At 67.7% G+C, this 25,498-nt stretch carries 18 protein-coding genes and 1 pseudogene; 10 read left to right on the plus strand and 9 right to left on the minus strand.

Annotated elements, in window-relative coordinates:
• Window positions 1-19: 19 nt before the first annotated feature.
• The 7 genes from H1Q64_RS24895 to H1Q64_RS24925 form a co-directional block, all read right to left on the minus strand.
• Window positions 20-1,420 carry an MFS transporter gene (locus H1Q64_RS24895; protein ID WP_237906553.1) on the minus strand — a complete coding sequence of 467 codons (1,401 nt, stop codon included), beginning with the start codon at window positions 1,418-1,420 and terminating at the stop codon, window positions 20-22.
• 91 nt (window positions 1,421-1,511) lie between these two features.
• The gene (locus H1Q64_RS24900; RefSeq protein WP_237906554.1) at window positions 1,512-2,123 is read right to left on the minus strand and encodes a glutathione S-transferase family protein; all 612 of its coding nucleotides are present in this window, start codon (window positions 2,121-2,123) and stop codon (window positions 1,512-1,514) included.
• On the minus strand, window positions 2,120-3,076 hold the full coding sequence (locus H1Q64_RS24905; protein WP_237906555.1) for a hypothetical protein: 957 nt from the start codon (window positions 3,074-3,076) through the stop codon (window positions 2,120-2,122). Before H1Q64_RS24905 ends, H1Q64_RS24900 begins: the two co-directional genes overlap by 4 nt.
• 5 nt (window positions 3,077-3,081) lie before the next feature.
• Window positions 3,082-4,716: an NAD(P)/FAD-dependent oxidoreductase gene (locus H1Q64_RS24910; RefSeq protein WP_237906556.1), complete on the minus strand. Its 1,635-nt coding sequence runs from the start codon at window positions 4,714-4,716 to the stop codon at window positions 3,082-3,084.
• Window positions 4,717-4,808: 92 nt separating this feature from the next.
• Window positions 4,809-5,720 carry a DMT family transporter gene (locus tag H1Q64_RS24915; protein ID WP_237906557.1) on the minus strand — a complete coding sequence of 304 codons (912 nt, stop codon included), beginning with the start codon at window positions 5,718-5,720 and terminating at the stop codon, window positions 4,809-4,811.
• Entirely contained in the window at window positions 5,717-8,968 is a 3,252-nt protein-coding gene (locus H1Q64_RS24920; RefSeq protein WP_237906558.1) for a non-ribosomal peptide synthetase, read from the minus strand. The genes H1Q64_RS24915 and H1Q64_RS24920 overlap by 4 nt, the downstream gene beginning before the upstream one ends.
• Window positions 8,969-9,188: 220 nt before the next feature.
• Entirely contained in the window at window positions 9,189-9,398 is a 210-nt protein-coding gene (locus H1Q64_RS24925) for a hypothetical protein (protein WP_237906559.1), read from the minus strand.
• Window positions 9,399-10,002: 604 nt separating this feature from the next.
• On the opposite strand from H1Q64_RS24925, the gene H1Q64_RS24930 reads away from it, so the two are divergent.
• The 6 genes from H1Q64_RS24930 to H1Q64_RS24955 are packed head-to-tail and all read left to right on the plus strand — an operon-like array spanning window position 10,003 to window position 19,110.
• On the plus strand, window positions 10,003-11,472 hold the full coding sequence (locus H1Q64_RS24930; RefSeq protein WP_237906560.1) for an alpha/beta hydrolase: 1,470 nt from the start codon (window positions 10,003-10,005) through the stop codon (window positions 11,470-11,472).
• A 23-nt stretch (window positions 11,473-11,495) separates the two neighbouring features.
• Complete coding sequence (locus tag H1Q64_RS24935) at window positions 11,496-12,779, plus strand: patatin-like phospholipase family protein (RefSeq protein ID WP_237906561.1); 1,284 nt, start codon at window positions 11,496-11,498, stop codon at window positions 12,777-12,779.
• 25 nt (window positions 12,780-12,804) lie between these two features.
• Window positions 12,805-14,280 (plus strand): GntP family permease, encoded by a 1,476-nt coding sequence (locus tag H1Q64_RS24940; protein ID WP_237906562.1) that lies wholly within the window; start codon window positions 12,805-12,807, stop codon window positions 14,278-14,280.
• A gap of 49 nt (window positions 14,281-14,329) precedes the next feature.
• Window positions 14,330-15,430 (plus strand): efflux RND transporter periplasmic adaptor subunit, encoded by a 1,101-nt coding sequence (locus tag H1Q64_RS24945; RefSeq protein WP_237906563.1) that lies wholly within the window; start codon window positions 14,330-14,332, stop codon window positions 15,428-15,430.
• A complete protein-coding gene (locus H1Q64_RS24950) occupies window positions 15,427-18,498 on the plus strand; it encodes an efflux RND transporter permease subunit (protein WP_237906564.1) in 3,072 nt (1,023 codons plus the stop codon). The genes H1Q64_RS24945 and H1Q64_RS24950 overlap by 4 nt, the downstream gene beginning before the upstream one ends.
• Window positions 18,499-18,537: 39 nt before the next feature.
• Window positions 18,538-19,110, plus strand: a complete 573-nt coding sequence (locus tag H1Q64_RS24955) for a hypothetical protein (protein ID WP_237906565.1) — start codon at window positions 18,538-18,540, stop codon at window positions 19,108-19,110.
• Between the two features lie 152 nt (window positions 19,111-19,262).
• Here the strand turns inward: H1Q64_RS24955 and H1Q64_RS24960 are convergent.
• Together H1Q64_RS24960 and H1Q64_RS24965 are read right to left on the minus strand one after the other, a co-directional pair.
• A pseudogene (locus H1Q64_RS24960) lies at window positions 19,263-19,536 on the minus strand (integrase core domain-containing protein); the annotation flags it as partial.
• A 31-nt stretch (window positions 19,537-19,567) separates the two neighbouring features.
• Window positions 19,568-20,428 (minus strand): LysR family transcriptional regulator, encoded by an 861-nt coding sequence (locus H1Q64_RS24965; RefSeq protein WP_237906566.1) that lies wholly within the window; start codon window positions 20,426-20,428, stop codon window positions 19,568-19,570.
• A 120-nt stretch (window positions 20,429-20,548) separates the two neighbouring features.
• Here H1Q64_RS24965 and H1Q64_RS24970 point away from each other — a divergent pair, with 120 nt between their 5' ends.
• From H1Q64_RS24970 to H1Q64_RS24985, 4 genes are all read left to right on the plus strand, one after another.
• Window positions 20,549-21,151, plus strand: a complete 603-nt coding sequence (locus H1Q64_RS24970; protein WP_237906567.1) for a cysteine hydrolase family protein — start codon at window positions 20,549-20,551, stop codon at window positions 21,149-21,151.
• A gap of 511 nt (window positions 21,152-21,662) precedes the next feature.
• Complete coding sequence (locus tag H1Q64_RS24975) at window positions 21,663-23,090, plus strand: FAD-binding oxidoreductase (protein WP_237906568.1); 1,428 nt, start codon at window positions 21,663-21,665, stop codon at window positions 23,088-23,090.
• Window positions 23,091-23,147: 57 nt separating this feature from the next.
• Entirely contained in the window at window positions 23,148-24,230 is a 1,083-nt protein-coding gene (locus H1Q64_RS24980; RefSeq protein WP_237906569.1) for an ABC transporter substrate-binding protein, read from the plus strand.
• Between the two features lie 121 nt (window positions 24,231-24,351).
• Window positions 24,352-25,485 (plus strand): ABC transporter ATP-binding protein, encoded by a 1,134-nt coding sequence (locus tag H1Q64_RS24985; RefSeq protein ID WP_237906570.1) that lies wholly within the window; start codon window positions 24,352-24,354, stop codon window positions 25,483-25,485.
• Window positions 25,486-25,498: the final 13 nt, after the last annotated feature.

The following is a 25,498-nucleotide window of genomic DNA, read 5'->3' on the forward strand; positions in this document are numbered from 1 at the left end:
AAAGCGGTGTATTGTGCGGTCAGCTCGGCAAGGCGGAATCGGCCGCCCAGGCTGCCGGCGCCGCTCCCTCCCGATGCGGCACGCCGTTGTGTTCGGCCGGGAGGCCGCGCTCAGTGGGCGCGAGCGGCGACCGGGACGGCGGCGCTCCCGGCAGGTTCCCGAATGCTGTTTCCCGAAGGATCAGCGCCGCGGTGAAGGTGATGGCGGACAAGGTGGCCATGTAGGCGCCGACCACCCAGACGCCGCCTCCCGACCAGACCATCAACGCCGTCGCAATCACGGGCGCTCCACCCCCGCCCAGGGCCGACGCCATCTGGTAGGCGAAGGAGGAGCCGCTGTAGCGGATGCGCGTTTCGAACAGCTCGGGAATGAGCGCGGCCAGCGGAGCGAACATCAGCCCATGCCCGAGATTCATCGCCACTACGATGGTGGCGATGACCACCCAACTCTGCCCCGACTGCAGCAGTTCGAACAACGGGAACGCCATGATGGCGCTGACAGCGGCCCCGAGCAGGTAGATCGGCCGTCGGCCGACGCGGTCGGAGAGATGCCCGAACAGCGGAATCGTGACCAGTTCCATCATGGCGGCGATGCAGACGCCGAGAAGGTAGGTCTCGACCGGGACGCTGCCTTTGTCCTTGATGAAGCTGATGCCGAAGACCGTGATGATGAAGACCCACGTCACCTCGGATATCTTCAGCCCCAAGACCGTCAGGCAAAGCCGCCAGTGATCCCGCAGAACCTCGGCGAAGGGCAACCGGGACAAACGGTTGCCGGCCCGGACCGCCTCGAACGCGGGTGATTCCGCGAGTCGGAAACGGACGAAGGCGCCGACGGCGATCAGCACGATGCTGAACAGGAAAGGAAGCCGCCATCCCCAACTGAGGAGAGCGTCCTGGGGCAGGCTCTTGAGCAGCAGAAAGGCGGCGGTCGAAGCGGCGACCCCGATGGGAAAACCCGTCTGCACGAGGCTGCCGTAGAAGCCGCGTCTGTCCCTGACGTGTTCCACGACCAGCAGCGTCGCCCCGGCCCATTCACCGCCGACGCCGATACCTTGCACGAGCCGAAGCAGAATCAGCGGCAGGGGCGCCCAGATCCCGATCTGGTCGTAGGTCGGCAGAAGGCCGATCAGAAAGGTCCCCGTTCCCATCATCAGCATCGTGGCGGCCAGCATGTTCTTGCGCCCCAGCCGGTCGCCGAAATGCCCGAACAGCACGCCGCCCAGAGGGCGGGCCAGGAAACCGACTGCGAAGGAGCCGAACGAGAACAGCGTTCCGACCAGTTCATCGAAAACCGGAAAGAAAAGTTTATTGAAGATGAGCGCCGAAGCGACCCCGTAGATGAGGAAATCGTAGAACTCGATCGCGGTGCCGATCGTGCTCGCCCAGATGATCCTCTGTTGGCTCGACCCGTTGCCCAAGGAAGCCTCGCGTGCGTTTGCCGTTGAATAGACGCCGGGTGGAGGGGCCATGCGGCTGGCGGATGAACACTTCCGGTGCCCGCCGACCGTATCAGAGATGCCCGACCGCACGGATGACCGACGGCAACGCCGCGATGCGGTCGGCCCAGCCCAGCAGCCGGTCGAATCCGCCGGCCCCCTCAAGCAGCCCCCGGCGCATCCGCACAACCGGAAAGAGCGCCAGGTCGGCGAGCGACAGCTCGTCGGCCAGGAAATCCCGGCCGGTGAGCCGCGTCTCGCATCCCCGCATGATGTTGAGCAGGCGCCCTTCCAGGAAGGCGGTGGTCGCGGGGGTGGCGTCCGGAACATCGCGTCCGACATAGAGGAGGGCGGCGCTGGCCGGGTTGGCGTCGCTGACCGCCAGCATGAACCATTGCAGCGCCGCCAGCCGGCGGCGCGGATCCGGCGGGATCAGGCGCCCGGTCCGTTCCGCGACGTGCAGCATGATCGCTCCCGACTGGGACAGGACGATCGGCTCTCCGTCCGTCCGGTGGTCGATCATTACCGGCACCGCGCCCACCGGATTCAGGGCCAGGAATTCGGGGGTCCTGTGCTCGTTGCGCAGAAGGTCGAGCTTGTGCCCGCGGAAGGCCGATCCGCCTTCCTCAAGAGCGATCAAGGCCCGCAGGCTGTTGCCGGAGTTGGCGTAATAGAGGTCGATCATGCGTCCTGCCCCACAGGTCCCAGGAAGGCGGCAGCCGGCGCCGGGGTCCCGGTACCGTCTCCGGGAGTGCCGCCGCGTTCGTCCATGATGCGGTCGAGACAGGCGTCGGCTTCCGCGAAGGCCTTGGACCGGCTCTTGGGCGATGGCAGGTAATGGTTGAAATAACGGGCGCCTTCGGTCAGCGGCCCCAGCACCCACAGGCGCGGCTGCGGCCGGCCGGCCCTGTCCAGGGGGTGGCTGTCGGGGTCGATGTCGATGCCGCTGGCGGGAGCGTCGCCGTGGCGGTAGGCACGGATGCGCCCGGCCCCGGCGAGGCCCGAAAGGAGCGGCGATGCGCTGCCCTCCACCTCCGGCTGGTCGAGATGGCCGGCGATGAGACGATCCACCGTCTGGCTGTGCGGCCGGCCGAGCGCCGTGGAGGTGATCGTCCAACGTCCGAGCGATGCGTCGAAACGGCAGTCCGGCGCCGGCCCGAACGGTGCCCGGACGATGCCGGCGTCGATCAGCGCAAGCAATTCCTCGTTGCGACTCAGCGGCGGTCCGATCACCGCGCGGTTGATCAACGGAGCGATCCCCGTCCGGAAATCTTGATGGGATGCCGGGGTGAGGCCGCCGAAATCGACGGCCGACCGGATCTGCGGCCGCAACACCCTGAAGAGTTCCAGGGCAGCCTTGGTCGGGCTGTCCGCCTCGCCGAGCCGCGACTGACCGATGTCCTCGACGAGCAAGCTTCGCACCGCCGCCTGGTAGGCGGCGCTGTCCGGTTGGCTCCGGATCGCGGGGCAGAAGAAGGCGGCCTCGGGATCGAACGCGCCGTGACGCGCGGCGTAGCCAGCGGCACAGTCCCCGAAACGGCGGTTTCTCCACGCATCCTCAAGCGTGCGCGCCACCGCGTCGGCAGCGTCGACCCCATCGGTCAGGAGCGCCGTCCGGCTGTGAAAGACGACCGTCACCAGGATCAGCCGTCCCGCGCCTCGTCCCTCAGCCGTTCGAACAGGCCGAGGCCGGACGGGGTCCAAGGCCGGATGCAGTAGCGCCTGGGGCCGTCGAGCATGCCCATGGCCTGCGCCTTCTCATAGCGGCTGGGAAAGAAACGTCGGGCGGTGTCCTCCACCGCGCGGGCGAGATCGGCGATCTGGTCGGGATCCATGGCGGCGATGTCGTGACCGATGAACCCATGACCGGAGCCGAGATGGATGACGTCGCGGCCGTCGCGATCGCGGGCGCCGATCACGTTGGCGCCCTGCGCCGCTCCCGCCCCGGCGGCGTAGCCGGCGCGGGTGATCTTGATGGGGCGGTCCAGCTTCGGCGTATCGCCGGGCAGCGTGATCCACATGCCGATGACCGGCGCGACCGCCTCGCGGCAGTCGAAGGCCCGAAGAAGGCCGTTGCCCGTGGCGCCGACCGAGATCACGTAGCCATCGGCCTCCAGAACCTCCCCGTTCGCCAGGAAGGTCCGGCAACCGCCACGCCCCCCGTCCTCGCGGCACTCCACGCGGCTGTTCCAGACAAATCGCGCACCCTCGCGGGTCAGGTGCCGGATGAGGGCATGGCCGAAGCGGTGGATGTTCAGCGAAAAGCCGACGACCTCCAGGGCGCCGCCGACCGCGCCGCCATCGACGGCCTCGCGCAGCGACGGAAACTCCTCGCCCAGGCGGACCGGGTCGATCTCGCGCTGCAGGGCGCCGATGGCCCGCTCCTTCTGGCGCGCCGCGGCGTAGCCGTCCGCATCGGGATAGAGACGCAGCAGCCCGTCATGGAATCCCACTCCCTCGAACAGGTCCGGACGGTCGGCCAGAAGCTGCCGCCACAGGACGTGGCTCTCCCGGTTGACCGCGACGAGGTCCCGCTCGAAGCGGGCGGCGAGCCATTGCGGCACGCGCTCGAACTCTTCGATCCACTGCTGGTCGGTGGCGCTCAAACGGTCCGGGGCGCGGGACAGCCAGCCGCCGTCGGCGACGAGCCTGCGGAAGTCGGTGTTGGTGGTGGCGTCGACGGCGCCTCCCCGGTAATGGTGGTGCCGGGTTTCGTTCAGCGAGAAGATGCGGGCGTCGTTGCCTCCGAAGGTGCAGCCCTGGTCGCGCCAGTCCCCGTCGGGATCCAGCGGATCCGGGCTGGCGTCGTGGCATTCGACCTCGTAACCCTGCTGGGCGAGGCTGTAGGCGGTGACGAGGTTGACGATTCCCGCGCCGATCAGCACGACGCGCCGCCGGCCGTTGCGCCCCGTCGGCCGGAAACTGCGCTCTCCCACCTCCGTGCTGGCGGCTTCCGGCAGGCGGGCGGTGTTTCTCTGCTCGATCCATTCGAACGCCTTCACCTCCGGCTGGCCATCGCCCGTGGCGTCGATGCGGTGGAGTTCGATGTTGGGAGGCAGCTGCTCGTAACCCGTCCCGTCCTCGGGCCCGTCCGCGATATGCACCAGGAGGAGGGGGCGGTCGTACCCGACGGCCGACCGCCACCGGTCGAGCAGGAGGGGATCGACGGGCTTGCGGGTGACGAGGGCGTCGGGCTGGTGGGCGACCAACGCGACGCGCGTCGCGTGGGGGGCCTTGATGGCGAGATCGGGCCGGTAGACGATGTTCTCGTCCACCATCAGCGGCTCGATGGATGGGGAAAGCCGATACGCGACCAGTATATTTTCATGTCCAGGTCCTTCTCAGGCCGGTTTGCCGGCATCCGTTTTTCTCAAGCCCGCCCTCGCGCGGGCGTGGTGATGGCTGCGACACCCGCCATGACCAGGACGAGGCCGGCGAGGGCGGTGGCGCTTATCGCTTCGCCGAGGAACAGCGCGCCGGCGCAGACGCCGATTGGCACCCGCAGATAGGCTTGGCTGGTGGTTCCCACCGGCCCAAGCGTCTTCAGCAGCCGGAAGTAGATGACGAAGGCGAGCGCGGTGGAAAAGAGCGCCAGCAGGAGGGTCGCCCCCATGGATGCGGCGGATGGGGTCAGCGTCCAGGGCCGGTCGATGAGGAGGCTGGCGGGAACCAGCACGACGGCGCCGCACACCATCGATCCGGCCGCCGGCAGCATGGCGTTCACCCCCTTGAAGTTGCGGCCGTAGATGGCCGCCACCGCGTAGCACAGGGTCGCGGCAACCAACGCCGCCTGGGCCGCGATGCCTTCGCCGAAGCCCTGCGCCGCTTCCGGACCGATCAGCACGACGATGCCCGCCAACCCCAGCAGCGTGCCGGCAAGCTTGCGGAAGGTGGCCGGCTCGTGACCGGGGAGCAGCCACAGGAGCACGAAGGTCAGGATCGGAGCCGCCGAGTTGATGATCGTCGCGACGCCCGCCGTGACCGTCTGTTCCGCCCACGCGATTAGCGTGAAAGGCAGAACGCTGTTCATCAGGGCTTGGAAGCCGAACTTGCGCCACAGGGCGGGGTCGCGCGGGAACTCCTGTCCGCTCATCCGCATCAGGCCGTACAGGACCCCGCCGGCAAGCACCGTGCGCACCGCCATCAGGGTCACCGGCGGTATGGTGCCGACGGCGATCTTGATCAGCGTGTACGATGATCCCCAGAGGGTCGCCAGGGTCAGCAGCAGGAAAAGTTCGAGAAGCGGAAGCCTGGATGGCAGGGGCGTTGAGGTGGACGTCATGGCGGCCCTGTGAGTGTCGGCATTGCGGGAATCGGCGGCGGAGCGGAAAGTGAAGGGTCCGCCGGCGCCGTAGGGGCGAGGGAGATGCGGGAGGTCACGCTCGCCAGTTCGGAGTCCGGGGTTCGATCCAGAAGCGCCGCCGGTGTCGCGACCCCGGCCGCCAGGACCGCGAGATAGCGGCCGGCAAGCGTGGTCATCTCCTCGGGCGTGAACAGGGCCGAGCGGTGCTGGAACTCCAGCGCGATGGCGTCCGAATGGTCGCGGACCATCAGCAGCAGGTCGTATTTCAACTCGAACCCGAGGTCGCGGAGGGCGCTTTCGCGCGTCTCAACCGGCACCGACGGCATCGGCATGTAATTGATCGAAAAGCCGGTGAGCGGAAATCGGTCGGCTTCAATCGGCAGGCCGAGTTCGGCCATCAGCTCGTCGTACTGGAACGCTTGGTGTGCCGCTGCCTCCGGCACTTGGCGCCGCATCGCGGCGACCAGATCGGCAAAGCGGCTTTCCGGGGTCAGGCGACTGCGCAGCGTCACCAGCGAAATGAAGTTGCCGATCAGGGACACGGTGTCCGGGTGGTCGCGGCCGGCGATGGGGGTCGCCACGACGAGGTCGTCGGCCATGCACAGCCGGTGGCAGAGCTGCAAATAGCCGCTGAGCAGGATGATGAAGGGCGTGGTGCGGTGATCGCGCGCCGCCTTCCGGATGGAGGCGGTCAGATCGTCGGGCAAGGTGAGCTTGAGGGCGGCGGCGCGGGCGCGGGGCGCCTTGTTCCCATGGGGAGAGAGGCATGGCCGGCGGTAAGGGGCGGCGTGCAGGGACCGCCAGTAGGCGCGGTGCGCGTCATCGGCGGCGGGCCCCCCCGGTGACATGAACCATTCGGAAAAATCCCGGTACTGGCGTGGCAGGTCGGGCAAAGCAAGGAGCGCTCCGTCCGCCCCGAGCAACAGCCGCAGCTCGTCCGACAGGAGGCCCTGGCTGCGCCCGTCGCTGACCATGTGATGGACGTTCCACAGCAGACGCTTGCCGTCCGGCCCGGTGTGGACCAGCGTGGCGCGGAACAGCGGCCAGACGTCGATAGGGATGATCCTTTCGCCCTCCCCGACCCGCAACGCCACCAGGACCGAGGAGCGGGCCGCGGGGTTCAGGGTCGACAGGTCGATTTCGGCGACGTCGACCGGGCGGTCCGGTCCATACTCCTGCCACAGCTCTCCATCGGCTTCGGCAAAGGAGACTTGCAGGCTGTCGTGCCGGGCCACGATGGTCCGCAACGCGTCGGCGACCGAGAGCCGGCTCGCCGTGGCCGGCAGCGGGATGTCGGCGACCATATTGCACCAGGAGCGGTTTCCATGCGCCACGAAGGTGGCGTGGTAGCGCCGTTGCTGGGGTGACAGGCGGTGCCGATGCCGCCGGTCGGCGATCGGAAGCGATGACAGGGAGCGGAGCGGCGCATGGCCGAGATGCGCGGCGAGCCGCGCCGGCGTAGCGTGATCCAACAACAGCCGTGGCTCGACGACGCGGTTCAAGGTCTCTGACAGACGGGCGCAGATTTCCGCCGCTGCCAGGGAGTTGCCTCCGTTTTCGAAGAAGTCGTGCTCGACGCCGATATCGGCGCGCCCGAACACCCGGCGCCACGCCGACAGGACGGAGGCCTCCAGGGGATCGCGCGCCTCGACCGTCGGTACGGAGGCCGCCACGGGGGTGACGGCGTCGAGGGCTCGGCGGTCGAGCTTTCCGTTCGGGGTCAGGGGCAGGCTGGCCAAGCGGATGAACAGGCCGGGGACCATCGCGGACGGCAGCCGCCCGGACAGGTGGTTGCGCAGCTCCCTCGCCAGATCGTCCATCGGATTGGCCGCCGGATCGTGCGGCGTGTCGGCGTCGGAGACGTAATAAGCGACCAGCACCGGCTCGCCATGCCCGGAGGTCCGGGCGACTACGGCGGCGTTGCGCACCGCGGGATGTTCCTGGAGTTCGGCCGCCACGCCGTCCGGCTCGATCCGGACGCCGTTGATCTTCACTTGATGGTCGATTCGTCCCTGGAGGTGCAGCAGTCCCTCCTCGTCGAGAAAACCGAGATCGCCGGTCAGGTAGACGGGGCCGTCGTCGAACTCGACGAAGCGCGCCGCCTGCTCCTCCGGCGCGTTCGTGTAACCCAGGGAAGGGTAGCGGGTCCGGATCGCCACCTGCCCGGACTCGCCTCGCGGTTGCCGTGCGCGGCTGTCCGGCCCGAGGATGATGGCTTCCGTCAACGGCAGAGGGCTGCCGACCGGCTGGATGCCGGGGAGCGGTCTGGCGGGCACCCGGTAGTGGAACTTGGCGAGCGTGGTTTCGGTAGGGCCGTAAAGGTTGATGACCTCGGTGTTCGGAAACCGTGAACGCCAATCCGCCACCAACGCTGACGTCAGCGGCTCGCCGGCGAACAGGGTCCGCGTCAGCCGGCGGTTGATGAAAACGTTGTCCGTCGCGCCCAGCCAGGAGCGCGCGAGGCTCGGCACGGCGTGCATGAGGGTCACTCCCGACGCATCCAGCCAGCCCAGGACCGAACGCCCGTCGCGCGCCATGCCCGTAGGCGGCAGGCACAGGGTCGCGCCCGAGATCAGCGGCATCAGCATGTCGCGCAGCACGACGTCGAAGGACAGGCCCGTCAACAGGCTGACCTTGTCGCCCGGCCCTACCGAAAAACTGTCGCGTTCCCATTCCAGGAACTGGGCAAGGCCGCCTGCGCGGCCCAGAACGCCTTTCGGCGTCCCAGTCGTTCCGGATGTGAAAAACACATAGGCTGCGGCATCGGGGTCCAGCCGGGCGCCGGCGACCGGGTCTTCGTCCATCCCGGCGGAGGAAGCGGGGCGGAACCCGATCGGCAGGATCGGAACCTCGACACGGCCCGGTGCGTGACCCGATTCCGTTTCGGGTTGTCCGATCCGCAGAAGCGCCTTCGGCCTTGCCTGCTCGACCATGACCTTGCGGCGTTGCAACGGCAGGTCGGGGCTGATGAGAACAAACACGACGCCGGCGCACAGGCAACCCAGCGTGGCTGCAACGAGGTCCCGAGTCACCTCGCCTTCAACGACCACCCGATCGCCCGCGTGGATGCCATGATTTTGCAGTTGGCGCGCCACACCTTGAGCCAAGTCACGCATCGCCGCATAACTGGTCGTCTGCTGCCCCGCCTCAACCGCCGTTGCCTCGCCATATCTCCGCGACGCAACTAGGAAAAGATCATAGGGAAATTTCTGTTCCAAATCGGGCATACATTGGTCTGTCATGTATACTTTTTATGCCAATGATTAGAAGAAAATCTCTCTTAGCGAGATTTAATCGGTTAATCGCGCGAAAAAACCTTGCTGTCAATGATACTTTTGATTGAGGGACCTGGGGGCCATGCGGCGTCCCGCGCATCGACTGGTTCCGCAGGCGTCGCGCCAAGCCTGAGCTCACGACGCGGAAGACCCGGCGAGCCGGGCCCGTGAGTCACGCGACGGCGAGCATGTCGCGCGGGGCGGTCATCATCGACTTGATCGGGGATGATCGACGCGATGATGGCGCTTCGCACGATGCTTGAGAAGAACACCCGTCGAGCGCCGTGCCGCCCTGGTCGAGGTGATGCTCTCCAACGGCCGCGTGCTGCACATCGCCGAAGACATCGCCCCCGCCATGTTGCGTCGGCTGGTCGGCGGGCACCGTCAACTTGTCGCAGATGGCGGTTCGGGAGGACGCGGATTGCCCACGGACGTCCCGGCTCGGGCGGTCACACGACCAGCCGCGCGCTGGCGATCTCAGCCCAGATGGCAAAATGGCCTGGGTACGTGCGCCGCACTTGGTTGGGCCGCTCAATGGCCAGGTCGCGCAGCATGTTCAGAGTTCAATCATTCACACATTGAACATCACTAATCAGGCAGCATTACAGTTCGTATTGAGAATTTTTGCCGCAATCCCCGCCATAAATTGAGTGTAGTGCCATAACTCCTAATGAAGGGACGGATTAGTCAGTATGGAAGTCTTTCATCGACAATGCCCTTTGCATAATATGGGTATGTCTGGTCGCGTTCCGGCATGATTATTACGTTAACATTCCCATACGACCGCTTGTAATGACCGAGGCTCCTGGCGGCGTACCGGAGCCTCTCGAGACGTCCATCGCCTTGAGCGTGTTCGGCCTCGCCTCGGTTCCCATGTTTCCGGACGCGTTCGAAACGGTTGCCCTAATTTGCGGTGTTTGAGCGAACCCTCTGAAATCGAAAGTCATATCTTCATGAGACTGTGGGTACGCAAAATCGCAAGGAGAATGATCACGCTGCTCACCGTGAGCGCTGTCGTTCTTCTTCTTGTGCGCGCCTATGACTCGCAACGTGGCCTGCCACTGGAGATTTGGCACACCTTCGTGCCGCAGGAACTGCACAGGAAGGATCTGGAGAGCAGCGGCTGGTCTGAATACATGAAGGCGGAGGCTGCCGCCTTCGACAGCGTGCGGGCGGAAGTCACCCAGAAACTGCCCCCAGGAGAGCGCATCCCGGTCAACCGGTATTTCGATGGAAGCCCGATCTACCCTGGGCAGTTCACCCGGGACTGGAACCGTTCCTATGTGCTCGAGCCCGACGGTCCGGTCAAAGGAGCGGTGCTGTTCCTTCACGGTTTGACCGATTCACCTTACAGCCTTCGTCACATCGCCCGTCTTTATCAAGCGTACGGCTTCGTCGCCATCGCCATCCGATTGCCTGGACACGGTACGGTTCCCGCGGGGCTGACGGACATCGACTGGGAGGATTGGTTGGCGGCCACCCGGCTGGCGGCGCGGGAAGCGCAGCGACGGATCGCTCCGGACCAACCGCTTCACGTGGTCGGGTTTTCGAACGGCGGTGCGCTTGCGATGATGTATGCGCTCGACGCCCTCGACGATGCCCGGCTGAGGCGCCCCAACCGCATCGTTCTGATCTCGCCGATGATCGGGATCACCGCATTCGCGCGCTTCGCCGGTCTGGCCGGCTTGCCCGCGATCTTCCCTCCATTCGCGAAAGCCGCCTGGCTCGGCGTGGTGCCGGAATTCAACCCCTTCAAGTACAATTCGTTTCCGGTCAATGGCGCGCGGCAGTCGCATCTTCTGACCTCGGCTCTTCAGAGCAGAGTCGCAAACTTCGCAGGCCAAGGCCGACTGGACGGACTTCCCCCGATCCTCACCTTCCAATCCGTGATGGATTTCACCGTCAGCACGCGCGCCATCCTGTCCGGGTTGTACGCCCACCTGCCGGCCAACGGCAGCGAACTCGTGCTGTTCGACGTGAACCGCAACACCAAGTTCGGTCCGCTCCTGAGTTCGGCGTCCGACACCATGCTGGCGCGTATCCTGCCCGATCCACCCCGCCGGTTCAGAACCACGATCATCACCAACGCCGATGCGGAGCGCCCCGACGTGGTCGCGCGCACGATGGAGGCCGGCACCGAGACGGAACAGGTGCAGGAATTGGGGCTGGTCTATCCCTTCGACGTCTATTCGCTCTCGCACGTCGCCCTTCCTTTTCCGACGACCGATTCCCTTTACGGCTTGCACCCCGATCCCACCGAGGATTTCGGCATCCATCTGGGCGCGGTGGCCGCACGGGGAGAGCGTGGAGCGCTGATCGTCAGCATGGATGCCCTGCTCCGCATGTCGTCCAACCCCTTCTTCCCCTACCTGCTGGGGCGGATCAAGGAAACCCTGGCCCATGAAGCGTCCGGGGAAACGTCCGGACACCCGCTGCCCAACGACCGGTCCCCCTGAACACACTGGAAGGCGGTGAAGACATGGCCACCAAGAAGGTCGCGATCGCTTGCCAGGGGGGAGGAACGCACGCCGCGTTCACCTGGGGCGTCCTGAAAACCATCCTGACGACGAAACAGGGCTGGGACGAGACCCCACAGGACGGCGACACCTTCGACATCGTCGCGATCAGCGGCACCTCGGCGGGCGCGCTGTGCGCGCTGGCGGCGTGGTACGGCCTCGCCCCGAACACCGCAGACACGACGTGCGGCACCATCGGCAAGGCCATCGAGCGCTTGGACTTCCTGTGGACGACCTTCGCCGCGACCACCCCGGTAGAGACCGCCCACAACCATCTGGTCGCCGCCCTTCTGGGGTGGAAGTCGCAGGGTCTGCCGCTGCCGGCGTCCAACCCCTACTCCGCCGTCGGTCAACTGGGACTGGCCGGCCTCAACATGATGGGGGCCCGCTGGCAGTATCTTGGGTTTCCGGAGTTGCTGAACGACCTGTGTCCGCATTTCGACGCGATCGATTGGCCACGGGTGGCCGAAGCCGACATCCGAATTCTCGCGGGCGCCATCGAGGTGCTCAGCGGCAATTTCGAGGTGTTCGATTCCAACAAGACCCTCGAACAGATGGGCCTGCGGCCGGACGGTCGGGAAATCAACCAGTACGACATCACCCGCTGGCGCATGCGCCGGGCGATCTCGCTGGAAGGGGTGGCGGCGTCGGGGACGCTTCCGGAGGTCATGCCCGCACAGGTCATCCCCGGCATGGTGTTCCCGACCTGCGTGCCGGGCCGCACCGTCACCCGCAACGGGTACTATTGGGATGGCCTGTACTCGCGCAATCCGCCGGTGCGCGACCTTCTCGACGCCAGGGTGAAGGACGACAAGCCGGACGAGGTCTGGATCGTGCGCATCAACCCCCAGGAGTTCCATCCCGCCTCCCCGAACATCGGTCTCGAGGACATACGGGACCGGGAGAACGATCTGGCCGGCAACCTGTCACTCAACCAGGAACTGGACGCCATCATGACGATCAACCAATGGATCGAGCGGTACGGGAACGAGCGTCCACCACTGGACAATCATAAGATCGTCGCGGTCCGGACCATCAAGATGACCCGTGACACCGCCTGGGGCCTCAAGCACACCTCGAAGTTCAACCGCTGCCCGAACTACTTCGCGACGCTTCGCGAGGAAGGGCGAACCGTCACCGAAGGGTGGCTGGCGGACTGGCGGAGGCTCGGCAAGGACTTCCCCCGCTATCCCTACGACGCGCGCTACCCCGAGCCGCCCCAACCGCCTTCGCACGGAGCCCCCTGAGCAGGCCCCCCACGGAGCCACCGCCATGATCGATCTCGCCTTCGTCCTCGTTGCGCTCGCGCTGCTCATCTTTCTGGCCTATCGCGGCATGACCCTGCTGATCGCGGCTCCCGCGACCGCGCTGCTCGCGGCCCTGCTGACCGGCGGCCTGCCGATCCTCGGCGCCTACACCCAGATCTTCATGACCAACGCGGGCTCCTTCATCATCGCCTTCTTTCCCTTGTTCATGCTTGGGGCGATCTTCGGCAAGCTGATGGACGACACCGGGTCGGCGCGATCCCTCGCCCGGCTGGTCAGCGCCCGGCTGGGACCGGACCGTGCGGTCGTTTCGGTGGTGCTGTGTTGCGCCGTCCTGACCTACGGCGGCGTGTCGGCCTTCGTCGTCGCCTTCGCGATCTACCCGGTGGCCGCCGCCCTGTTCCGCGCCGCCGACATTCCGAAGCGGCTGATACCGGGTGCCCTGGCGCTGGGCGCCTTCACCTTCACCATGTCCGCCCTGCCGGGAACGCCGGCGATCCAGAACGCGATCCCGATGCCCTTCCTGGGCACCACGGCCTTCGCTGCGCCGGGCCTCGGGATCGTCACAGGGATCGTGATGTTCGTTTTGGGTGTCCTGTGGCTGGACCGCCGGGCCGCCACCGCGAGAGCCTCCGGCGAGGGGTACGGCGACCATGTCGACAGCACTCCGGTGCTGGACCGCGCGGCGCGCGAACGCGCGCAGTGCGAAGGGTTCGACATCGCCGAACTCTCCACCGAACCCGCTCCGCAGGGACGCGCCGACACGGAGGGCTTGCCCCCCGCCGCGCTGGCCGTGCTGCCGATCGTCGTGGTCATCGCCAGCAACTTTCTGTTCGTCCAGGTCGTCGCCCCACGGATGGACACCACCTTCCTCGCCGAACCGCGGTTCGGGGCGACGACCATCGAGGCCGTGCGCGGCGTGTGGGCGGTCATCGTGGCGCTGTTCCTCGCCATCCTTCTTCTCATCGCCGGCAACTGGAACCGCCTGGACGATCTGGGCACGAGCCTGGACAGGGGCGCCGACGCTTCGGTCCTGCCGATCTTCAGCACGGCGAGCCTCGTCGGTTTCGGCGCGGTGATCGCCGCCCTTCCGGTCTTCGGGACGATCAGCCAGGCCGTTCTGGCCATCGGCGGCGGCAACCCCCTGGTGTCGGTCGCGGCGTCCGTGGCGGTTCTCTCCGCGATGACCGGCTCGGCATCCGGCGGCATGAGCATCGCGCTCGACGCGCTTGGCCCGAACTTCGTGGACATGGCCCAGGCGTCCGGCTTTTCGCTCGACGTGATGCACCGGGTGACGGCGGTCGCCTCGGGTGCGCTCGACGCGCTGCCACACAACGGCGCCGTCATCACGCTGCTCACCGTCTGTAGGCTCAACCATCGCGACTCCTATGGCGACGTCTTCGTCGTCGCAGCCGCCATACCGATGCTTGCTCTGGTCGTCCTGATCGCCCTGGCCAGCCTGCTCAAACGCCTCGGATTCTAGGACACGCATCACATTGGGATCGCCGGACGCCGCAAGAATGGGGGAATCCGTGAACCACAATCGAGCCGAACGCACATGCTGCCGATGGGCTCTGCTCGCCGTCGCACCGTCGATCCTGCTCGCGGCATGCGGTTCCGGCGAGGAATCCGTCGTGGACCCGGTGCGCCCCGTGCGGGTGGTGACGGTCACCAAGCACGAGGGCGGCGAGACCCTGTCGTTGTCCGGCCAGATCCAGGCGCAGGACGAGGTCAGCCTCGCGTTCCGCATCGACGGGCGGATGATCGAGCGCCTGGTGAATGTCGGCGATCAGGTCGAAGCGGGGCAAGCCATCGCGCGCCTGGACCCCGAACCGGCCCGCAACGCCCTGAGAATGGCGCAGGCGAACCTGAGCGCCGCCATGGGGCAGCAGACGCTGGCACGCAACGACTACGAACGGCAGGAAACCCTCCTGGGCCAGGGCTGGACCACCCGCGCCCGCTACGACACCGCGGCGCAGGCGCTGAAGGCTGCGGCGGCGCAGGTCGATTCGGCGCAGGCGCAGTTCGACACCGCGCAGGATCACCTAGGCTACACGGAACTGGTGGCCGACGGTCCCGGCACGGTCACCGCCCGCGGCGCCGAACCCGGCGAGGTGGTGGCGGCCGGCCGCATGATCGTGCATCTGGCCCGCCGGGACGGGCGCGACGCCGTTTTCGACGTTCCGGCACCGGTGTTCCGGATCGCCCCCGCCAACTCGGTCGTCACGGTGGCTCTGACCTCCGACCCCGCGGTGCAGACCATGGGGCGCGTGCGCGAAGTGGCACCGCAGGCCGACCCGGTGACCCGCACCTTCACCGTCCGGGTTGGCCTTCAGGACCCGCCCGACGCGATGCGCCTCGGCTCGACGGTCAACGGGTCGATCCAGGTCGGCGGCGTGGGCGGCTTCGAGATTCCCGCAACGGCCCTGACGCAGGCGAACCGGCAACCGGCGGTCTGGATCGTCGATCAGACGACGAGCACCGTCGCGTTGCGCAACATCGACCTCGAGCGCTACGACCTCGCCCGGGTCATCGTCGCGCGCGGCCTCGAAGCCGACGAGGTCGTGGTCACCGCGGGGGTGCAGGCGTTGCGGCCGGGGCAGAAGGTCCGCATGCTCGGGGCCGGGCCATGAGCGGCTTCAATCTCTCCGCGTGGGCGATCCGGAACCGGTCCCTGGTCCTCTTCCTGATGATCGGAGTCGTCCTGGCTGGAACCCTCGCATTCCTGAAGCTCGGCCGGGCGGAGGACCCGGCCTTCACCATCCGCACCATGGTGGTGCAGGCGCAGTGGCCGGGCGCCACCCTGGACGAAACGCTGCAGCAGGTGACCGAGCGGATCGAACGGACGCTGCAGGAGGTGCCGAACCTCGACACGCTGCGCAGCTACACGGTTCCCGGAACGACCGTGATCTTCGTCGATCTGGTCGGCAGCACCCAGGGCCGCGCGGTGAGCGACACCTGGTACGAGGTGCGCAAGAGGGTCGGCGACATGCGCCACACCCTTCCGCAGGGCGTCCTCGGCCCCGGCTTCAACGATGACTTCGGCGACACCTTCGGCATCATCTACGGCTTCACCGCCGACGGGTTCACGCACCGCGAATTGCGCGACGCCGTCGAAGACGTCCGTTCACGCCTGCTGCTCGTCCCGGACGTCTCGAAGATCGAGCTTCTGGGCGAGCAGGACGAGCGCGTCTACGTGGACTTCTCGCTGGAGACGCTGGCCGGGCTGGGGGTCGAGCCCGGCGCCCTGATCGCCGCGCTGCAGGCGCAGAATGCGGTCCGTCCGGCCGGCGTGCTGCGCACCGGCAAGGAAGCGCTGTCCCTGCAGGTCTCGGGCGCCTTCGCGTCGGAGCAGGACATCCTCGACGTCAATTTCGTGGCCGGGGGGCGCATGCTGCGCCTGCGCGATCTGGCGGAGGTGCGCCGCGATCTGGCCGATCCGCCCCAGCCGCTGTTCCGGGTGAACGGCGAGCCGGCGATCGGGCTCGCCATCGCGATGCGCCCGGGCGGCGACATCCTCGCCCTCGGCCGGAACGTCTCGGCGGCGATGGCGCGCATCGGCGCCGGCCTGCCGATGGGGATCGAGGCGCATCTGGTGGCCGATCAGGCGCGCACGGTCGACGAGGCGATCTCCGACTTCATCACGTCGCTGTGGCAGGCCGTCGTCATCGTGCTGATCGTCAGCTTCGTCGCGCTCGGCCTGCGCGCGGGCGCCATCGTCGCGATCACGATTCCCTTGACCCTGGCCATCGTCTTCGCCGCGATGGATCTGCTCGGCATCGACCTGCAGCGCATCTCGCTGGGCGCGCTGATCATCGCGCTCGCCCTGCTGGTGGACGACGCCATGACCACCATCGACGCGATGACCCGGCGGCTCGCCGCCGGCGACCGGATGGAGGTCGCCGCCGTGTATCCCTACAAGGCCCTGGCCGTCGCGATGCTGTCCGGCACGCTGGTGACCATCGCGGGTTTCGTGCCGATCGGATTCGCGCAGAGTTCCGCCGGCGAATACACCTTCTCCATCTTCGCCGTCGTGGGCATCGCGCTGATCGCGTCGTGGCTCGTCGCGACCGTCTTCGCGCCCGTCCTTGGCATGATGCTGCTGCGGCCGCCCAAGCCGGGGCGGGGCGGAGAGCCCGGCGGGGTGCTGCGGCTGTACCGCCGTGTTCTGGGCGCGGCGATCCGTTTCCGCGGGCTGACGATCGCGACGACGCTCGGCCTGTTCGTCGCCGCGATCCTTGCGCTCGGTCTCGTTCCGCGGCAATTCTTTCCACCGTCGGACCGGGTCGAGCTTCTGGTCGATCTCCGCCTGCCGCAGAACGCCTCGATCCACGCCACGCGCGAGGCGGTGGAGCGGTTCGACGCGCTGCTGGCCAAGGAGACGGGGGTCGCGCGCTGGAGCAGCTATGCCGGACGCGGCGCGATCCGCTTCTACCTGCCGCTGAACGTCCAACTCGCCAACCCCTTCATCGGCCAGACGGTGGTCGTGACCACGGACATCGCGGCGCGCGAACAGCTGCAATCCCGCCTGGAATCCCTGCTGGCCGAAGAATTCCCGGACGCCGTCGCCCGCGTATACCCGCTGGAACTCGGGCCGCCCGTGGGGTGGCCGCTGCAGTACCGCGTCGTGGGGCCGGACCCGAGCGAGGTGCGCGAGATCGCGATGAAGCTCGCGCAGGTCGTCGCGACCTTTCCCGAGACGCGACGGATCAACTTCGACTGGATGGAAACCGCCCGCAAATTGCGGGTGCGGATCGACCAGGACGAAGCGCGGCGCCTGGGCCTGAGTTCGGCCGCCGTCGCCACCATGCTGAACGCCGCCGTCTCGGGAAGCCCCGTCACGCCGATCCGCGACGGGATCTATCTGATCGACGTTCTGGCACGGGATGCCCGTGGGCAGACCCTGTCGGTGGAAACGCTGCGCAGCCTGCCGGTGTCCCTGCCGAACGGGCGGAGCGTTCCGCTGAACCAGCTGGCGTCCTTCGGCTACGCCCAGGATCTTCCCCTCGTCTGGCGGCGCGGGCGGCAGCCGACCCTCACGCTGCAGGCGGACGTGGCGCCCGGCGTCCCACCGGAATCCGCCATCGACGCCCTGGCGCCCCGGATCGCCGACCTGTCGGCCACCCTGCCGCCGGAGTACCGCATCGAGGTCGGCGGAATCGCGGAGGAAAGCGCCAAGAGCCGCGCGTCGGTCTTCGCCGTCATTCCGTTGATGCTGCTCCTGGTGCTGACCGTGCTGATGGTCCAGCTTCGCAGCTTTCAGCGTCTGGCAATGGTGCTGAGCGTGGTGCCGCTCGGCCTGATCGGCGTCGTTCTGGCGCTGCTGGCGTCTGGCCAGCCGCTCGGCTTCGTCGCCATTTTGGGGGTCCTCGCGCTCGTCGGCATGATCGCGAAGAACGCGGTGATCCTGATCGAGCAGATCGAGGCGGAGCGGGCCGCCGGACGAGCCGTCCCGGACGCCGTGGTCGAAGCCTGCGGTTCCCGGTTCCGCCCGATCATGCTGACCGCCGCCTCCACCGTGCTCGGCCTCATCCCCATTGCCTTCACCGTGTTCTGGGGTGCGATGGCCTTCGCGATCATGGGCGGCCTCCTCGTTGCGTCGCTGCTGACGCTCGTCTTCCTTCCGACGCTCTATGTGGCGTGGTTCAGCCGCCGCGAGGCGGTGCGCAAGCCAGCTTCGGCTCGTCCATCGGCGGTGTGACCGCCCTGGGACATTCGGTCTTGAACGCGGGAGATGAGGATGCCGGTGGAGACGAAGAACGACGTCATCGACATCAGGCTCTGCCACCTGTCGCAATTGTTCGACAGCGTCGATCCGTCGCCGTTCCGCGAAGGCACTCTGACGTCGGGCGCCGAGGAGTATTTCCTGAGGCGGGTGAAGGAACTGCCCGTCAATCAGCCGGTTCGCATCGTGATCCGTCTTCCGGCCGAGGAGATGACGCGGTGTCCGCCGTTCGATGTCGCCGCCGCGCTGACCGGCCATTTCGTGGCCTGTGCTGCCGGCGAGGCGAAAAGGAATCGCGAGTTGATCCGAACGTGGCGCCAAGCGGCCTTGATCGGCTTTGTCGTGCTGTCCATCTGCCTTTTCCTTGCTTGGCAGATCTCCAACAATTTTCCGGCTCGCCCGATGACCCGTATTTTACAAGAAAGCTTTGTCATCCTCGGCTGGGTATCGGTCTGGAAGCCCATCGAGACCTTTCTTTACGAGTTGCTGCCGCCGGGAAAGCGCCGTCGCCAGCACCTGTTTCTTCGTCTTTCGTCTGCCGAAGTCGTTGTAAGCTGGTCTCCGTTTCCCGGACAGAATTGCAGCTGAAGTAGGCTTGGTTCCTGTTATGCCGCGACACTGATCTGGTCCGATTTGCCCTGGTGGGCTTGGCCGAGGTTCTGACGCTGGACGCCGGGGGCGGGCGGTTGCCTTGATCGATCTGAGCCGCGCCGGATTTCTTGGAGGCCATTCGGCTTGAGTCACGCTGCCAAGGCGACGTCCCCGGTTTGGGCATAGCAGCGGGCTTCGGCCTCGGCGTGAGGAATGTCGCCGATGGGTTCGAGCAGGCGCTGGTGGTTGAACCAGTCCACCCACTCCAGGGTTGGCGAACTCGACGGCCTCCAGGGTGCGCCACGGTCGGCGCCGCCGGATCACCTCGGTCTTGCAGAGGCCGTTGATGGTCTCGGCCAAGGCGTTGTCGTAGGAATCGCCGACGCTGCCGACGAAGGGTTCTGTGTTGCGCCGAGCTGTCCGACGTCTTCGCGCCGCGGAAGTAACCGCCCCCTCAGCGTTCCGGCGCGGTATCGGTGGCGAATTCCGCCGTGAACAGCGCGACCAGATGCTCGATCACTGCCCGCACCCGCGGTACGTCGCGCAGGTCCGGGTGCAGCACCAGCCACACTTCGCGCTCCAGCGGTGGGGCGTCGCAGGGCACCGGCACCAGATCCGGCTCCCCCGCCGTCAGCCAGGAAGGCAGCAGCGCCACCCCGAACCCCGCCTTCGCCGCCGCGAGCTGGGTCTGCAGGCTGTTGGAGCGGAAGGCGACGCGGCGCCCGGCCATGTGGCGGGCCAGCCAGACCGCCTCCGGCAGGTCGGCCAGCGCCTCGTCGTAGCCGATCACCGTGTCGGGCGCCCCGGCGGCGGCGACCAGGCCGTAGCCCATGGTGGCGAGCCGCCGCGCGATCAGATCGCCGCGCTGCGGCCGGGCGAGCCGGATGGCGACGTCGGCCTCCCGCCGCGCGAGGCTGAGCGAGCGGTTGTCCACCGTCACCTCCAGGTCGATCCCCGGATGGCGGACGCGGAACGGCCCCAGCCGCGGCATCAGGAAGCGGTCGGCCAGCGCCTGGGTGGTGGTCAGCCGGACGGTGCCGGTCAGCCCGGCCTGGCTCGACACCTGACGCAGGATGGCCAGCGCCCGCTCATCCATCCCGTCGGCCAGCGCAAAGACCGCCTCGCCGTCGGCGGTTAGGCTGTAACCGTCGGCCCGCCGATCCACCAGACTGCGGCCCAGCCCCTCCTCCAGCGCGGCGACGCGGCGTCCGACCGTCGCGTGGCTGATCCGCAGCGCGCGCGCCGCCGCCGACAGGCTGCCGGTGCGGGCCAGCTCCAGGAAGATGCGCAGATCGTCCCAATTCAGGGTGCCCATCTGTTTCGGGGTGCCTGTCTGTTTATGAACAGTCATTGCGCAAACCTATCGAATGTCGGGCCAAAAGCACACAGGGCACACTGCGCCCCGACCCTTCCCTTTTCCGGAGCCGCAACCATCATGAGCGCCACCCCGAAGACCCTGCTCGCCCTCGCCGGAGCCCCCGCCACGCCGAGCCCGCTCGACTCCGCGGCGTTGGTGCTGATCGACGCCCAGCGCGAATACACCGAGGGCGCCCTTCCCCTGGTCGGTGTGGAGGCCGCGGTGGCTGAGGCCACGCATCTGCTGGAGCGGGCGCGCAAGGCCGGCACCCCGGTTTTCCACATCGTCCACCACGGCAAGCCCGGCGGCCCCCTGTTCAACCCGGAAGGCTCGCTGTCCGGCATCGTTGCCCCGCTGATCCCGCTGGACGGCGAGACGGTGGTGGTGAAGCACCTGCCCAACGCCTTCGCCGGAACGGAGTTGGACGCCCTGATCCGCGCCACTGGGCGCAAGGAGCTGATCGTCGCCGGCTTCCAGACACATATGTGCGTCAGCAGCACGGTGCGCGCCGCCCTCGACCTGGGCTGGCGGACCACCGTAGTGGACGCGGCCAGCGCCACCCGCGATCTTCCCGACGGGGCCGGCGGCGTGATCCCGGCCGAGGCGCTGCACCGCGCCAACCTCGCCGCCCTGGCCGACCGCTTCGCCGTGGTCGTCAAGGACAGCGGGGCTTGGGCGTAAGAACGGCGCGAGGCAGGGCGGCGGGTCACGGCGCGTCCCGCCGCCTCGCCACCATCCCGCCGGACCACGCGGCGGAGAGGAAGCCGCCAGACCGGTTGCCGGCAAGACCCTGGCGAAGGCGCGGACCGGCGCGGCGAAGACGGCGTTGGTGTGGCCAAAGGCGTTGCCCGGAACGAAGCGCACGTGGCCCTTGCGCCCCGCCCAGTTGAAGCGCGGGCAGAAGACCTGGATGCCCCCACGTCCTTCTCCAGCGCGGCCAGCAGCGGTGAACCCGTTTCAACACTTTAAGAAGGAAGGGACGGGCAGCGGTTCGCCGCCTTTTCAAAACGGCGGAAGGACCGACCGCGCATCACCCGACCCCCGGACAGTGCCCGGCACCGACGCTTCCGCGCGCCGAAAATGCGCACGCTCCGCAAAAAGAGGTTTGTTGGAGTACAAAACTCAAGTTATCATATTCCAGTTGAAGCAATCGCATAGCGATTGAGTAATAGATAGATCAAGGAGATCGCGCGTGGACGTGATCGCTGAACTGACGAGCCTGATCGGCGCCGACGCCGTCCTGACCGCCCCCTCCGATCTGGATGCCGTCACCGAGGACTGGCGCGGGCGTTATCGCGGCCCAGCGCTCTGCCTCGCGCGTCCCGCCAACGTCGGGCAGGTGGCTGACGTGGTGCGCTGCTGCGCCAGGCACGGCGTGCCGGTTCTGCCGCAGGGCGGCAACACCAGCCTGTGCGGCGGCGCCGTTCCGTCGGAGACGGGACCCGCCCCGGTCATCCTCAGCCTGACCCGCATGCGCGCGGTCCGCGCCATCGATCCGGTGAACAACACGATGGAGGTCGAGGCCGGCTGCGTCCTCGCCACCGTGCAGGCGGCGGCGGCGGCGGCCGGGCGGCTCTACCCAGTCAGTCTGGGCGCCGAGGGCTCCTGCCAGATCGGCGGCACCATCGCCACCAACGCCGGCGGCACCTCGGTCCTGCGCTACGGCAACACGCGCGAGAACGTGCTGGGGCTGGAGGTCGTGCTGGCCGACGGCACCGTCTGGTCTGGCCTGTACGGCCTGCGCAAGAACAACACCGGCTACGATCTGAAGCATCTGTTCATCGGTTCGGAAGGCACGCTCGGCATCATCACCGCGGCAACGCTGAAGCTGCACCCGCTGCCGACGCGCCACGCGGTGGCCTGGGTCGGAATGGCGTCGCCGGAGGACGCGCTGACCCTGCTGACCCGCGTGCAGGGGCGCAGCGCGGCGCGGCTGTCCGCCTTCGAGATGATCAACCGCCTGCAGCTCGATCTGGTGGTCAGCCATGTCCCCGGCCGCCGCAGCCCGATCGAGAGCGAGGCCGACTGGCATGTGCTGATCGAGCTGTCGGACAACGGCTCCGGCGAGGCGCTCGACGCCGAAATTCAGGCCATCCTGGAGGACGCCTTCGCCGACGGCCTGCTGAGCGACGCGGCGCTGGCGGCCAGCGAGGCGCAGCGCCACGCCATGTGGGAGATCCGCCACAGCGTGTCGGAGGCCAACAAGAAGGCCGGCGTCGGTCTGACCACCGACTGCGCGGTGCCGCTGTCGGCGGTGCCCGCCTTCATCGCGGTGGCGACCGCGGCGGTGCGCGCGCTGGTGCCCAACCTGCCGGTGATCGTCGTCGCCCATCTCGGCGACGGCAACGTCCACTTCATCCCCTTCTTCACCTTCGACGCCTGGGAGGCCGCCGGATCGGGCGACCGCGACGCGCTCGCCGCCGCGCTGCGCCACGCCGTCAACGACGAGGCCGCCCGGCTCAAGGGCACCTTCAGCGCCGAACACGGGGTCGGCCGCGTCCAGCTCGCCGAGATGGCCCGCTACAAGCCGCCGGCGGAGCTGGCGCTGATGCGCGCCGTCAAGCGGGCGCTCGACCCGCAGAACATCCTCAATCCCGGACGGCTCCTGCCGCCCGGCTGATTTTCCCGCCCTCCCCCGCCCATCCGCCGTCCCGGCCCATCCTCGAGGAGTTCCGACATGAGCACACGTCAAACCGGCTGGTCCCGCCGCACCCTGCTGAAAGCCGGCGCCGCCGGCACCGCGGCGCTCGCCATGCCGGCGATCTGGAGCCCGGCCCGCGCGCAGAACAAGCGCATCGTCGTGCGCGACGACGGCGGCATCTACACCAAGGCCTATGGCGAGGTCTTCTACAAGCCCTTCACCGCGGCCACCGGCATCGAGGTCGTCGGCGTCCAGGCCAACGCCGAGCCGACCGCGCAGATCCGCTCGATGGTCGAGGCGAAGTCCTACACCTGGGACATGGCCAAGATCAGTGAGCCGGCCATCCTGATGCTGACCAGCGGCGACAAGCCGATGCTGGAAAAGCACGGGCTGGAGAACGATCCGGCGGTCGCCGGCATTCCTAAGCAGTACATGTCGGAATACGGCGTCGGCACCAACGTCTACACCACCGTGCTGGCCTACCGCACCGACGCCTTCAAGGGCCGCAAGGCGCCGGCCTCCTGGAAGGATTTCTACGACGTCGCCGGCGTCCCCGGCCGCCGCGCCCTGCGCAAACACCCCTTCGACACCATCGAGCAGGCGCTGATGGCCGACGGCGTGCCCACCGGCGAGGTCTATCCCTGCGACTTCGACCGCGCCTTCAAGGCGCTGGACCGCATCAAGAAGGACATCCCGATCTTCTGGACCAGCGGCGCGCAGGTCGAGCAGATGCTGATCTCCGGCGAGGTCGATCTCGTCCCGACCTGGGTGTCGCGCCCGCAGGCGGCGATCGCCGCTGGCGCTCCGGTCGGCATCGTCTGGGACCAGAACATCTGGGGCCTCGACAACTGGGCCATCCTGGCCGGCACGCCGAACGCCGACGCCTGCCGCCAGTTCATCAAGTTCACCTGCGATCCGAAGCGGCAGGCGGAGCTGGTGAAGTATTTCCCGGCCGGCGTCACCATGCCCGACGCCTTCAAGCACATTGATCCGGCGATCGCCCCCAACTGCCCGACCTTCCCGGCAAACATCGAGAAGGGCGTCAAGATCAACGCGCAGTTCTGGCTGGACAACCAGCAGAAGGCGCTCGAGCGCTACAACGCCTGGCTGCTGAGCTGAGGCGACGGGACGCTCCGTCCCGACTGAGGACCCGCGACCGGCCCCCCTTCCTGTTTGGCGGGGCCGGTCGCGGGGCTCCCGCATTTTTCCCCACTCCCTTTTCGACGCGAGGAGACCTGCCATGTCGTCGTCCAGCCTAACCGTCCAGGGCCTCGCCAAGCGCTACGGCGATTTCGTGGCGCTCGCCCCCACGGATCTCGTGGTCGCCGACGGTGAATTCCTGACCCTGCTCGGCCCCTCGGGCTCGGGCAAGACGACGCTGCTCAGTCTGCTCGCCGGGCTGGTTCCGCCCGACGAAGGAATCGTGCGCATCGGCGCGCAGGATGTGACCTACGCCCCGCCCTACGAGCGCGACATCGGCGTGGTGTTCCAGAATTACGCCCTGTTCCCGCACATGACGATCGCCGAGAACATCGCCTTCCCGCTGAAGATGCGGAAGATCCCGGAGGCCGAGGCGAAGAAGCGGGCGCGTGAGGCGCTGGAGATGGTCCACCTGCCGCACATCGCCGGGCGCTACCCGCGCGAGCTGTCGGGCGGCCAACAGCAGCGCGTCGCCCTGGCCCGCTGCATGGTCTACAAGCCGTCGATCATCCTGATGGACGAGCCGCTGGGCGCCCTCGACAAGAAGCTGCGCGAGCACATGCAGCTTGAGATCAAGCATCTGCACCGCGAGTTGGGGACGACGGTCGTCTACGTCACCCACGACCAGGAAGAGGCGATGACGATGTCCGATCGCATCTGCCTGATGAACGCCGGCCGCATCGAGCAGCTCGGCACGCCGGCCGACCTCTATTTCCGCCCGCGCACCCTGTTCGTCGCCGACTTCCTCGGCGAGTCCAACCTGCTGCCGGCCTCGCTGGGGCCGCGGCTGGGCGACGAGGCGGAAATCCGGCTGGGCAGCACCGGCATCCCGGGCCGCGCGCTGGCCAACGGCCAGGACCTGCCGCCGGGCACCCCGGTGCGGGTGATGGTGCGCCCGCAGAACCTGACCATCGCCCGTCCGTCGGACAACAGTGCTTCGGCCGTGATGGGCCGGGTGTCCGACGTGATGGTCACCGGCAGCCTGACCAAGGTCTACATGCAGCCGCTCGACGACGCCCTGCCGCCGTTGGTCGCCGCCTTCGCCACCCGCAACGAGGCCGAGGCGATCCGCATCGACGACGTGCTGGCGCTGTCCTGGGACAGCCGCGACGCCGTGGTGATCGCGGACAGCGGCCCGGCGGCCATGCCCGCAACCACGGCCAAGGCGGCCTGACATGAGCGACCAG

This window comes from Azospirillum brasilense (assembly GCF_022023855.1).
Taxonomy (GTDB): Bacteria; Pseudomonadota; Alphaproteobacteria; order Azospirillales; family Azospirillaceae; genus Azospirillum; species Azospirillum brasilense_F.

Excerpts from the sequence above, each read along its gene's own strand:
- H1Q64_RS24970 (WP_237906567.1), top strand. The coding sequence starts at position 20,549 with ATGAGCGCCACCCCGAAGACCCTGCTCGCCCTCGCCGGAGCCCCCGCC.
- H1Q64_RS24980 (WP_237906569.1), top strand. The coding sequence starts at position 23,148 with ATGAGCACACGTCAAACCGGCTGGTCCCGCCGCACCCTGCTGAAAGCC.
- H1Q64_RS24930 (WP_237906560.1), top strand. The coding sequence starts at position 10,003 with ATGATCACGCTGCTCACCGTGAGCGCTGTCGTTCTTCTTCTTGTGCGC.
- H1Q64_RS24965 (WP_237906566.1), bottom strand. The coding sequence starts at position 20,428 with ATGGGCACCCTGAATTGGGACGATCTGCGCATCTTCCTGGAGCTGGCC.
- H1Q64_RS24915 (WP_237906557.1), bottom strand. The coding sequence starts at position 5,720 with ATGACGTCCACCTCAACGCCCCTGCCATCCAGGCTTCCGCTTCTCGAA.
- H1Q64_RS24950 (WP_237906564.1), top strand. The coding sequence starts at position 15,427 with ATGAGCGGCTTCAATCTCTCCGCGTGGGCGATCCGGAACCGGTCCCTG.
- H1Q64_RS24940 (WP_237906562.1), top strand. The coding sequence starts at position 12,805 with ATGATCGATCTCGCCTTCGTCCTCGTTGCGCTCGCGCTGCTCATCTTT.
- H1Q64_RS24920 (WP_237906558.1), bottom strand. The coding sequence starts at position 8,968 with ATGCCCGATTTGGAACAGAAATTTCCCTATGATCTTTTCCTAGTTGCG.
- H1Q64_RS24935 (WP_237906561.1), top strand. The coding sequence starts at position 11,496 with ATGGCCACCAAGAAGGTCGCGATCGCTTGCCAGGGGGGAGGAACGCAC.
- H1Q64_RS24955 (WP_237906565.1), top strand. The coding sequence starts at position 18,538 with ATGCCGGTGGAGACGAAGAACGACGTCATCGACATCAGGCTCTGCCAC.
- H1Q64_RS24900 (WP_237906554.1), bottom strand. The coding sequence starts at position 2,123 with ATGATCGACCTCTATTACGCCAACTCCGGCAACAGCCTGCGGGCCTTG.
- H1Q64_RS24985 (WP_237906570.1), top strand. The coding sequence starts at position 24,352 with ATGTCGTCGTCCAGCCTAACCGTCCAGGGCCTCGCCAAGCGCTACGGC.
- H1Q64_RS24910 (WP_237906556.1), bottom strand. The coding sequence starts at position 4,716 with ATGGTGGACGAGAACATCGTCTACCGGCCCGATCTCGCCATCAAGGCC.